This is a genomic window from Stenotrophomonas sp. 3diitr2024, from assembly GCF_042136455.1.
In the GTDB taxonomy this organism is placed as follows: domain Bacteria; phylum Pseudomonadota; class Gammaproteobacteria; order Xanthomonadales; family Xanthomonadaceae; genus Stenotrophomonas; species Stenotrophomonas sepilia.
In genome coordinates this window covers 1-9775 of sequence record NZ_JBHHMJ010000734.1, presented here as the reverse complement: position 1 = coordinate 9775, position 9775 = coordinate 1, and the positions used below count along the sequence as shown (strand labels likewise).

Sequence of the window (9775 nt, the reverse complement as noted above, 5' to 3'; positions counted from 1 at the left end):
GCGCATGGCGCCGGCTGCCGCGAAGCTGGCCGGCGCCGGTGCGCGTGCCGCCACCTCGGCGGCCGGTAGCGCACGCTCGGCGTTCCAGGCCGGTTCCGCCGCTGCGGGCGGCGGGGCCAAGGGCGCGATGGCCGGCTTGGGCAATGTCGCCAAGACCGGCGCGCAGGCGGCCGGGCGCAGCGCCGCATCCGGCGCGTCCGGCGCTGCGCAGAAGATGACCGGCTCTTTCCGTGCTGGATGGAACGGCACAGAGGCCGGTGGCGGCGCTGCGCCCGGTGCGGGTGGCTCGGGCCAGACAGCCGCAGGCGAAGCCGCCGACGGCGCCGCCAGCTCGCAGAAGCAAGAGCAGCCAGCCTGGGCCAAGCGGATGCACCGCCGCCAACAGATCACCCATGCCGCGACCACTGCCGCACACACGTTGCGCGGTGGCGATGGCGGCGGCTCTGGGCAAGGCCCGAGCCTGCGCGGCTCCGACGACTAAAGCGAATCACAAGGAGAACTGACCATGCGATTTAAACGACCGCAGGTGCGCTATGCCGATACGCCGCAGCCTGCCACTCCGCATCAAGCCGCCGCCCAGGTGTGGGACGAGCGTATCGGCTCGGCCCGCGTGCAGGCGAAGAACTGGCGGCTGATGGCCTTCGGTTGCCTCACGCTCGCGCTGCTGATGGCCGGTGGGCTGGTCTGGCGCTCGGCGCAGTCCATCGTGACGCCCTACGTCATCGAAGTCGATCAGTCCGGCCAAGTGCGTACCGTGGGCGAGGCCGCCACGCCGTACCGGCCTGCCGATGCGCAGATCGCGCATCACCTCGCACGCTTCGTGACGCTGGTGCGCTCGCTGTCCATCGACCCCATCGTGGTGCGGCAGAACTGGCTCGATGCCTACGACTACACCACCGACCGCGGCGCGGCCGTGCTCAACGACTACGCGAGCAAGAACGATCCGTTCGCCCGCGTCGGCCGCGAATCGGTGACGGTGCAGATCACCAGTGTTACGCGCGCCAGCGATGCCTCGTTCAACATCCGCTGGACGGAACAACGGTTCATCAATGGTGCGCCCGCTGGCACCGAACGCTGGAACGCCGTGCTTTCCACCGTCCTGCAAACCCCGCGCACCGAACAGCGCCTGCGCAAGAACCCGCTGGGGATCTACGTTAACGGCCTGTCGTGGAGCCGCGAACTGGATTCTTCCGAAGGAGCCAAGCCATGAACCTGCCTTTCCGCTTTTACGCTTTACCGTTGATCCTGTTGGCCATGTCAGGCTGCGCATCGCAGGGCAAACCACCGCCGACCATCTCGCTCGATGAGCCAGTGCAGGCGCAGCCGTTGCCCGAACCGCCCAAGCCGGTCGAAGTCGTCGCCGTGCCCGAGCCACTGGCGCTGCCGGCACAGTTGAAGCCGCTGCCCGAGGTGGACACGGCCCCGGCCGCGCCGGAGCCGGCCGACGAGAAGGTGCGCGTTTCGCGCGCCAATGCCGAGGCGCGCATCGCGCCGACCCGCGAGGGCTACGTCAACGCGATCCAGGTGTGGCCGTACAGCGACGGCGCGTTGTATCAGGTCTATGCCGCGCCGGGGCGCGTCACCGTGGTTTCGCTCCAACCCGGCGAGGACCTTGTGACCGTTGCCGCTGGCGATACCGTGCGATGGATCGTCGGTGACACGTCCAGCGGCAGCGGCGAGGCGCTGCGCGTCAACGTGCTGGTCAAGCCCACCCGCTCGGGCCTGAAAACCAATCTGGTCATCACCACCAGCCGGCGGACGTACCTGCTGGAACTGACCTCGACCGAGAAGGCATGGATGGCGTCGGTGTCATGGGACTACCCGAAAGACCGGATGCTGGCCTTGCAGCGCCATTCGCAGGCCGCACAGACAGCCGCGCCGGTCGATACCGGCCTGGCGTTGGAGAAGATTCGCTTCCGCTACGCGATCAACGGCAGCAATCCGCCGTGGAAGCCGCAGCGGGCCTTCGATGATGGCGAGAAGGTCTATATCCAGTTCCCACCTGGTATCGCTCAGGGCGAACTGCCGCCGCTGTTCGTCATCGGCGCGCAGGGTGACGGCCAGCTCGTCAACTATCGTTTCCGCTCGCCGTACTACATCGTGGATCGCCTCTTTGGTGCGGCCGAACTGCGCCTGGGTGGCGATGGCGGCGACGTGGTGCGAATCGAGCGCACCGACGGGGCTGTGGGCGCAGCGCGGAGGAACTGACCATGAGCCAGGACGACACTCCCGACCTCGCCGCGCCGCAGGCGGCAGGTAAGATCGCGCCCGAGGCGGTGGCGCTACGCGCCCAGCCGCGCCCGGTTACGCGCCTGAACCGGCGCACGCTGGCCATCGTCGCCGGCGGCCTGTCGGTCGCCGTGCTCGGCGCGCTGATGTGGTCGCTGCAACCGCAGCGGCGCGGGGCGAACGAGCAGACCGAGCTTTACAACGTGGATCGCGTCTCGAAGTCGGAAGGACTGGATGCGCTGCCGGCGGACTACTCGAAGCTGCCGCCCGCCGTTCCCGAACTGGGGCCGCCGCTGCCGGGCGATCTTGGCCCGGCCATCGTGAAGTCGCAGCAACCGGTGACGGCCGCCTATGCGGGCCCCGGCCATGACCCCGACGACGCGCTGCGCAAGGAAGCCGAAGCGGCCGCGGCATCGTCGGTGTTCTTCCGCTCGGGTTCGCAGGCGGCCGCGCCGGTGGCGCAGTCGCAGGTGGCCGCCGCGCCGGGCTTCGCCGCCAATGCCGCGTTCGACCCACTGGCGGCTGGCCCGGCCTCGACGGCGGCCCAGCCTGCCGACCCGACCGCCGTGCAGAACCGGCAAGACCAGAAAGAGGCATTCCAGAAAGCCGGAACCACGGAAACCCGTAATTCCGGCAATCTGCAAATGCCGGCTTCGCCGTATCAGGTCATGGCCGGGACGGTCATCGCCGGTGCGCTGGTGACGGGCATCAAGTCGGATTTGCCGGGCGATGTGATCGCCACGGTGACGGAGCCGGTCTATGACACAGCTACCGGGCGCTTTCTGCTGATCCCGCAGGGTTCGCGCATCCTGGGCCGCTACAACAGCCAGGTCAGCTACGGACAAAGCCGCGTGCAGGTGGTGTGGAACCGGATCATCCTGCCCGACACGTCTTCGCTGACGCTCGACAACCTGGTCGGAGCCGATCCGGCTGGCTATGCCGGGCTGGAAGACGACGTGGACTACCACTGGGGCCGCATCTTCGCTGGCGCGGCGCTGACGACGCTGCTGGGCGTTGGTGCCGAGCTGGCCGCGCCGGAGAACCGCCAGGATGGCGACCGCATCATCATTGCCGGGCGCGACAGCGCGCAGGACAGCATCAATCAGGTCGGCCAGGAGATGACCCGGCGCAACATGAACATCCAGCCGACGCTGACCGAGCGGCCGGGCCTACCGGTTCGCATCATCGCCAACCGCGACTTGGTGCTGCGGCCCTACCAACCGTTGTTCTTCAACAAGGGGACTTCACGATGACGACGCGCAAGCTGCGGCTCGGGCCGCTGCCGAAAACCGAATCCACGAAGCTGACCTTTGCCTGCCCGGCCAGCCTGAAAGCCGACCTCGACCGCTACGCCGCAGTACACGCGCAGGCGTATGGCGAGGCGGTCGATGCCATGACACTGATCCCGCACATGCTTGAGGCGTTCATCGCGGGCGATCGGGGATTCAGGAAAGACTCGACCCCTGCTGTGCCGAAGCCGCTGCCGCGGAACTCACCCCCGTAGTTCAAGCGCGTGTCGCTGCCGAGTGTCGACGGGCGTCTTCACGTAGCCGATTCCCGGATTTCCAAGAACTGCCACCAGCAACCGGCACACCATCGCCTGCATTTGCAGTGCGGTGTTGCCCGGATCTGCTGCCGGCTGGTTGCCACCGTAGATCGAAAAGCCCAGCGGCCCATCGAAGAACAAGGCTTCATGAACGGTGTCGTTTCGGACGACAGATAGCGACGAGGGAGTCGCCTTGTCGCTCTTGGCCCACTTGGGTACGGGCATATCGAATTTTTCGCACATCCACTGGACACGCCCCGCATGTGACACAGAGGGCTTTTGTGCCTCCTTGACTACGACGAGCTTGAAGCAGGCGTCCAGCGCCATGTAGAGGTATTGGAACTGCTCGAAGGGAAGGCTCTGCGGATACTGCGCCAGGAATAAGGCATGGATGACTGCCGCAACCCGCTTGGGCGCACGTGTATCGCCACGTTCCGAGTCCAGATAGTCCAGCGCTAGCTCGATAACGTCACCCACAGTGCAGCGAACCATGGCGAAATCAACAAGCACCCCAGATTTAATGGGCGTCGCATCGAGAAAGCCCGCCTCCGTTGTCGTCAGCCGCATACCTAAAAAGAAAGACAAACACCACACCACGAAATCGAGCTCCTCTCGGCTCCTGCCTCCATGCAGCGTCAGGACATGGGTCTTGGGCAGGCCGAAGACCCGGGCGTTGTACGGCATCGAGCGAACGTTTCCGCTCATGAAGTCCCGCTGCTGCTGCGCACCCGGATAGATCCAGTCCTTGAGGACATTGGGGTCCCCGGTAACGGCGGCCACGCTACTTTCGTGATCAAGGAGCGTCTGGACGGAGAAGCGGCCGGTCGCGATGTCGCAGGGCTTGGGGTAGTAGCCGAACTCCATGGCAATCCCGTTGAGCGGCTCTTTGAGTGGTTGGTCCATCACAGTACAGGTGGCCTCATGAACTTTGTTTCGTGAATTATCTAAAGCGACCATGCTCTGAACGAACAATTCATGGGCAATTTTTGTGAGCAAAGTTGGCTGGCACTCTCCCCGCTTCGCCCCAGCGAGTTGTTCCGATTGCTAACGATAGTCACCATAGATCCATACGAACACAGTGCCCTAGGAACCTTCGATGCCCGCTCACGTTCATTGCACCGATGCAGGCGATACCGCCTTGAAGCCGAAAGCATCCATTCCTCATCCGGGTACGGATGGGTACGAAGACCTTCCGCAGTTTTCGGCCAAACTTCCCCTCCCCTTCCGCCGCACCATTCGCCGCCAAGATTTGCACCAGATCGTCCCTTTGGCGGACACGACGATCTATGGAATGGAGCAGCGTGGCGAGTTTCCACGCCGATTCAATTTGACCTCGCGCTGCGTTGTCTGGGATCTGGAGGAAATCGAAGCTTGGATTGAAGCTCGCAAGCAGTCCTCTCGATCCGGTGCTGTCAACAGGTCCAACGGACCTGATGTCAGGCTACGTAAGCGCCGACCCGTGCGCGATGCAGCTTCGACGTAGCAGCGTGGCTAGGCGATCAGCAGTTTGAGCTCTCGCACCGCTGCCACCGGCAGTCGGTGAATTTCCTTGGTCAGATTAACTTCCAACGCTGCACGCGCGGTTTCCAGCATCTTTCGCTCAAAGGCATAGCCCCCCTTCTCTTCCAGCCAGCTCAGCACTTCGGCCAAGTGCCAGATCGAGGCGCTGCCCTCGTGCACCGGTGCTGGAAAAGTCGCAGCATGAGAAAGCATCACCTTACGCATTGCTTGGCGCGACACGCCCACCAACTCGGCGACATCGGTCAGCCCAACGAAATCCGGTGCCGCCTCCACGAGCTTCGCCAAGGGGACAGCACGCTTCACGTCGGCCAGCGCACTGCGCACCGCGGCCTGCGCGTTCTCAGCTTCGCGGGTGAACTCAAGCGCCAAGCGACCCGGCTGCCCGATACCCACCAAGGCATCATCACAGCCGGCACTGCCGAGACGCTCGACCAGCACATCCGGATCACTGTCGTGCTCGGCGAGCTGGTACTTCAGGATGAAGGTGTATTCCATGGATCAGTCCTCAGATGACGATTCAGCTTCGTTTCGTTGCTGATGGATCGTGCAGTTGTCCACGACCCGCCGCAGCGCTCGGGCATGATTGCCTGGGTTCTTCGGCGTGCTCCACACGCTCGTAATGCAGAACTCGCCGCAGCGACACTCATCGTCGTTGTAAGGGCAGTAAATCTTGCCCCAGGCATGACTGCCACCGACCGTGACGCGCCAGCCCTGCTTTTCCGCATGCTTGAGCGCATCTTCGACCTCTTTCTTTGGATGAGAGGGACGGGCCATTCATGGTCTCCAGTATGGGGATGAATCGCAAGGTTGTCAACTGACAACCTTGCATAAAGTGACTCAGACCGATGCGCTCAGCACCGGCACGACCGTATTGCTCGGCAACAGTGTGGGCGCGTAGGACCCACCTTCCACCCAGGCATCGACCATGTTGGCCCACTCCTGCAGCATGTGCCGCCGCGGCTCGGCGTATTCGGCTTTGTTGTAGACCGAGCGCGAGGAACGGCCGTCTTCATGGGCCAGGCACTTCTCGATCCAGTCGCCGTTGAAGCCGACCTCGTTGAGCAGCGTCGAGCCGGTGCGGCGCAGGTCGTGCACCGTGAAAGGTTCGAGCGGCAAACCGGCAGCTTTGGCGCGCTCGGACACGATCTGGGTTACACGGTTGAGCGTCGCCTTCGACATGCAGCGGTCCGCGTCGTAGCGCGACGGCAGAACGAACCTTGACCCTGCCGCGCAGGTGTGCAGCGCAACGAAGATGTCCACAGCCTGGCGGGACAGATAGACGACGTGCGGGTTGCGACCCTTCATTCGTGATTTTGGGATCGTCCATGTCGCGTTCTCGAAATCAACCTCGGCCCACGTCGCCTCGATCAATTCGCTCTTACGCACCAGCGTCAGCAGAATCATGCGCAAAGCCAGGCGAATGGTCGGATAGGTGGCCACCGATTCCATCTGCCGATACATCAGACGGATCTCCATCGGCGACAGCGCTCGATCCTTGGGCACGAAGGTCGCGATCGAAGCCGCGCCCACGCCATCGGCCGGGTTCTCTACCTTCTCGCCGTGCAGGATGGCGAAGGCGTAGACCTGCTTCACGATGTCGCGCACGTGGACGGCTGTGGCGGGGGCGCCGCGCGCCTTCACCTTGTTGCACAAGACGCGCAGATCGTCGGAGCTGACTTCGTTTAGCAGCCGGTTCTTGAACGCCGGCAGGATGTCCCGATCAACGATGCTCTTGCGCATCGCACGCGTGCTGTCGGCCATCTTGGCGTCGGCAAGCCATCGGGCAGTCATGTCGCCGAAATTCTTAGCAGCGGTCAGCCGGCGCTTCTCGCGCTGCTTCTCGTGCGCCGGGGACTTGCCCTCGGCAACGGCTTTCTTGGCGTCGAGCAGCTTTTCACGCGCCAAGGCCAGTGAGATACCGGCTGGCCCGTAGCGACCAATGGTCAGCGTTTCCCGCCGTCCATTGAGACGGTAATCGTAGCGGAAGGTGACGGTACCGGCGGGCGATACCGTCACGTACATGCCGTCACGGTCGGAAGCCTTGTAAGTCAACGACTTAGGCTTAAGGTTGCGTAGTGCAGTGTCGGTAAGCATCGAGGTTTTTCCTCCTGTTCTTGACGGCTTTTACCGTCAGGGGTCAGGAGACCTGCTGATGCTTGGAAAGCCGCATGAAACAAGCTTTCCAGAGGAGACATTTACCGTCAAAGACCGGTTTGGTCTCAATAGTAAACGGGAGGGTCTTAATCCGACCTCCGGCTCTTACCGTCAGTTCTACCGCCAACACGTTTTGCTGGCCGGCGATAGTCACCGATAGCTGCCGCAACGTATTTCTTTTTAAATCAACACGTTACGTCAGTTTTTCGATAGCTGGCGATAGTCCCCGAAGGACCCGATTTCACTCCCACTCAATAGTAGCCGGCGGCTTCCCCGAGATGTCATAGACAACTCTTGAAACCCCCCGCAACTCATTGATGATCCGGTTGCTCACCGTCCCCAGGAACTCATACGGCAGATGCGCCCAATGCGCCGTCATGAAGTCGATCGTCTCCACGGCCCGCAGCGCAATCACCCACTCATAAGCCCGCGCGTCGCCCACCACGCCCACCGACTTCACCGGCAGGAACACGGCAAACGCCTGGCTGGTCTTGTCGTACAGGTCGGCCTTGCGCAGCTCATCAATGAAGATGGCATCGGCCTTGGCCAGCAGCTCGGCGTATTCGCGCTTCACTTCACCCAGGATACGCACGCCCAGGCCCGGGCCCGGGAACGGATGGCGGTAGACCATGGTGCGCGGCAGGCCCAGCTCAACGCCCAGGCGGCGCACTTCGTCCTTGAACAGCTCGCGCAGCGGCTCCACCAGGCCCAGCTTCATGTGCTCCGGCAGGCCGCCCACGTTGTGGTGGCTCTTGATCACATGCGCCTTGCCGGTCTTGCTGCCGGCCGACTCGATCACGTCCGGGTAGATGGTGCCCTGCGCCAGCCACTTGGCGTTGCTCAGCTTGTTCGACTCTTCGTCGAAGATCTCAACGAACAGGTTGCCGATGATCTTGCGCTTGGCTTCCGGGTCGCTCACGCCTTCCAGCGCGGCGAAGTAACGGTCGGCGGCATTCACGCGCACCACCTTTACGCCCATGTGCTCGGCGAACATCGCCATCACCTGGTCGCCTTCCTGCCAGCGCAGCAGGCCGGTATCCACGAACACGCAGGTCAGCTTCTCGCCGATGGCCTTGTGCAGCAGCGCAGCCACCACGGACGAATCGACGCCGCCGGACAGGCCCAGGATCACTTCGTCATCGCCCACCTGTTCGCGCACGCGGGCGATCTGGTCGTCGATGATGTTGGCGGCAGTCCACAGGGTCTGGCAGCCGCACACGTCCACCACGAAGCGGCGCAGCAGCGCCTGGCCCTGCAGGGTGTGGGTCACTTCCGGGTGGAACTGCACGCCGTACCAGCGCTTTTCTTCGTTGGCCATGGCGGCCACCGGAATGCGGTCGGTGGTGGCGGTGATGGTGAAGCCCGGCGGTGCAACGGAGACGTGGTCGCCGTGGCTCATCCAGACATTCAGCTTCGGCTCGCCGCCGTGGTCGCTCAGGCCCTTGAACAGTGCATCGGGGTTGATCACGTTCACTTCGGCGTGGCCGAACTCGCGCTGGTCAGCGGCTTCGGTGGCACCGCCCAGCTGCGCGGCCAGGGTCTGCATGCCGTAGCAGATGCCGAAGATCGGCAGGCCGCTGTCGAACACTTCCTGCGGCGCGGCCGGGGCACCCGGCAGCGTGGTCGATTCCGGGCCGCCGGACAGGATGATGCCCTTGGCGCCAAACGCCGCGATCTCGGCCGGGTTGTGGTCCCACGCCCAGATTTCGCAGTAGACGCCCAGCTCGCGGATGCGGCGGGCGATCAGCTGCGTGTACTGCGCGCCGAAATCGAGGATGAGGATCTTGTCGTTATGGATGTTGGTCATGGTGCCGTTCCAGTGGTGTTTTTCGCAGCGCCCGGCGCTTCAAGGCTCTGTGTCAGCGTGGCGATGAACGCCTCGCGTTGTTGAATATGTGAGGGGTCTTCCTCGTCCCAGCGCAGCATCAGCAGGCCATGCGGTGCGTTGGGGTTGGCGCGGTCAGCGCGCGGCAGCTCGGCGATTTCCTGCACTTCGGTGCCGGGCACGATGCGCCGTTGCATGGCGTGCATCGGGTAACCGGAATCCACGGCGTTGCCCCAGAACGCGGACTGCGCGCTCATCCGTTTCGGCTCCAAGGGCCCCAGCTCGGCGGTGACCACAGGATCTTCAAGCCTGTCACCCAGATCGGTAACGCACCGCAGGATGACCTGCAGCGGGCGCTCGCCGGTGCCTTTCAGCAGCCAGCGCTGTTCGCCTGCGGCCTGCACCTGCCAGCCCTTCGGTAGCGAGAACGCGTTCTGGCACGCCTGCACGTGCTGCACTTGCGAAACCGCCGCGCCCGGAGACCCGGAGCGCGGCGGCGG

At 63.9% G+C, this 9775-nt stretch carries 11 protein-coding genes and 1 pseudogene; 6 read left to right on the top strand and 6 right to left on the bottom strand.

The genetic code is table 11. The features are described 5' to 3' along the window. The 5 genes and pseudogenes from ABGA94_RS19305 to ABGA94_RS19285 all read left to right on the top strand — a co-directional run. Nucleotides 1–481, top strand: a pseudogene (locus ABGA94_RS19305) (P-type conjugative transfer protein TrbL); the annotation flags it as partial. Nucleotides 482–505: 24 nt separating this feature from the next. Then, entirely contained in the window at nt 506–1210 is a 705-nt protein-coding gene (trbF, locus tag ABGA94_RS19300; RefSeq protein ID WP_375367946.1) for a conjugal transfer protein TrbF, read from the top strand. Then, on the top strand, nt 1207–2208 hold the full coding sequence (gene trbG / locus ABGA94_RS19295; RefSeq protein ID WP_375367945.1) for a P-type conjugative transfer protein TrbG: 1002 nt from the start codon (nt 1207–1209) through the stop codon (nt 2206–2208). Before trbF ends, trbG begins: the two co-directional genes overlap by 4 nt. 2 nt (nt 2209–2210) lie before the next feature. Then, nucleotides 2211–3482 carry a TrbI/VirB10 family protein gene (locus tag ABGA94_RS19290; protein ID WP_375367944.1) on the top strand — a complete coding sequence of 424 codons (1272 nt, stop codon included), beginning with the start codon at nt 2211–2213 and terminating at the stop codon, nt 3480–3482. Continuing rightward, the gene (locus ABGA94_RS19285; protein WP_375367943.1) at nt 3479–3733 is read left to right on the top strand and encodes a DUF2274 domain-containing protein; all 255 of its coding nucleotides are present in this window, start codon (nt 3479–3481) and stop codon (nt 3731–3733) included. The genes ABGA94_RS19290 and ABGA94_RS19285 overlap by 4 nt, the downstream gene beginning before the upstream one ends. Here ABGA94_RS19285 and ABGA94_RS19280 read toward each other — a convergent pair. Next, a complete protein-coding gene (locus ABGA94_RS19280; protein WP_375367942.1) occupies nt 3722–4678 on the bottom strand; it encodes a hypothetical protein in 957 nt (318 codons plus the stop codon). The genes ABGA94_RS19285 and ABGA94_RS19280 overlap by 12 nt on opposite strands. Before the next feature lie 193 nt (nt 4679–4871). On the opposite strand from ABGA94_RS19280, the gene ABGA94_RS19275 reads away from it, so the two are divergent. Then, complete coding sequence (locus ABGA94_RS19275; protein ID WP_375367941.1) at nt 4872–5258, top strand: helix-turn-helix transcriptional regulator; 387 nt, start codon at nt 4872–4874, stop codon at nt 5256–5258. 8 nt (nt 5259–5266) lie between these two features. Here the strand turns inward: ABGA94_RS19275 and ABGA94_RS19270 are convergent, their stop codons facing one another. The 5 genes from ABGA94_RS19270 to ABGA94_RS19250 all read right to left on the bottom strand — a co-directional run. Then, nucleotides 5267–5791: a helix-turn-helix transcriptional regulator gene (locus tag ABGA94_RS19270; protein WP_375367940.1), complete on the bottom strand. Its 525-nt coding sequence runs from the start codon at nt 5789–5791 to the stop codon at nt 5267–5269. 3 nt (nt 5792–5794) lie between these two features. Further along, a complete protein-coding gene (locus tag ABGA94_RS19265) occupies nt 5795–6070 on the bottom strand; it encodes a hypothetical protein (RefSeq protein ID WP_375367939.1) in 276 nt (91 codons plus the stop codon). Nucleotides 6071–6133: 63 nt separating this feature from the next. Further along, the gene (locus tag ABGA94_RS19260; protein WP_375367938.1) at nt 6134–7390 is read right to left on the bottom strand and encodes a tyrosine-type recombinase/integrase; all 1257 of its coding nucleotides are present in this window, start codon (nt 7388–7390) and stop codon (nt 6134–6136) included. Nucleotides 7391–7691: 301 nt separating this feature from the next. Beyond that, nucleotides 7692–9257: a glutamine-hydrolyzing GMP synthase gene (gene guaA / locus ABGA94_RS19255; protein ID WP_014646866.1), complete on the bottom strand. Its 1566-nt coding sequence runs from the start codon at nt 9255–9257 to the stop codon at nt 7692–7694. Then, the coding region (locus ABGA94_RS19250; RefSeq protein WP_375367937.1) for a hypothetical protein at nt 9254–9775 on the bottom strand (522 nt) is incomplete at its 5' end. The genes guaA and ABGA94_RS19250, both read right to left, overlap by 4 nt.

Coding starts and splice junctions, on each gene's coding strand:
- ABGA94_RS19260 (WP_375367938.1), bottom strand. CDS start 7,390: ATGCTTACCGACACTGCACTACGCAACCTTAAGCCTAAGTCGTTGACT.
- ABGA94_RS19285 (WP_375367943.1), top strand. CDS start 3,479: ATGACGACGCGCAAGCTGCGGCTCGGGCCGCTGCCGAAAACCGAATCC.
- ABGA94_RS19275 (WP_375367941.1), top strand. CDS start 4,872: ATGCCCGCTCACGTTCATTGCACCGATGCAGGCGATACCGCCTTGAAG.
- ABGA94_RS19270 (WP_375367940.1), bottom strand. CDS start 5,791: ATGGAATACACCTTCATCCTGAAGTACCAGCTCGCCGAGCACGACAGT.
- guaA (WP_014646866.1), bottom strand. CDS start 9,257: ATGACCAACATCCATAACGACAAGATCCTCATCCTCGATTTCGGCGCG.
- trbG (WP_375367945.1), top strand. CDS start 1,207: ATGAACCTGCCTTTCCGCTTTTACGCTTTACCGTTGATCCTGTTGGCC.
- trbF (WP_375367946.1), top strand. CDS start 506: ATGCGATTTAAACGACCGCAGGTGCGCTATGCCGATACGCCGCAGCCT.
- ABGA94_RS19265 (WP_375367939.1), bottom strand. CDS start 6,070: ATGGCCCGTCCCTCTCATCCAAAGAAAGAGGTCGAAGATGCGCTCAAG.
- ABGA94_RS19280 (WP_375367942.1), bottom strand. CDS start 4,678: ATGGACCAACCACTCAAAGAGCCGCTCAACGGGATTGCCATGGAGTTC.
- ABGA94_RS19290 (WP_375367944.1), top strand. CDS start 2,211: ATGAGCCAGGACGACACTCCCGACCTCGCCGCGCCGCAGGCGGCAGGT.